The organism is Bacillus sp. SIMBA_074 (genome assembly GCF_046534555.1).
Taxonomy (GTDB): Bacteria; Bacillota; Bacilli; order Bacillales; family Bacillaceae_G; genus Bacillus_A; species Bacillus_A mycoides.
On record NZ_JAWRYM010000446.1, the window covers coordinates 1 to 276 of the forward strand.

1 protein-coding gene is annotated in these 276 nt (G+C 42.4%); it reads left to right on the plus strand.

Annotated elements, in window-relative coordinates; genetic code table 11:
• The coding region (locus tag SB773_RS31525) for an ATP-grasp domain-containing protein (RefSeq protein ID WP_410594244.1) at nucleotides 1–276 on the plus strand (276 nt) is incomplete at both ends.

The following is a 276-nucleotide window of genomic DNA, read 5'->3' on the forward strand; positions in this document are numbered from 1 at the left end:
CCTGCTCAAAACAGGTGTATGTGTGCTGGAAGCCTGGATACCTTTCGTAAAAGAAATCTCGATTATCGTGACGCGTAAGGCAAATGGCGAGGCAAGTCATTTTCCAATCGCGGAAAATATTCATATTGAAAATATTCTTCATAAAAGCATTGTTCCCGCACGTATTAGTCAACAAGCTGAACGGAAGGCTATTAATGAAGCCTTGCAGCTTGCAGAAAAACTTGATTTGGTAGGGACATTGGCGGTCGAGATGTTTTTAACCGCTCAGGATGAGAT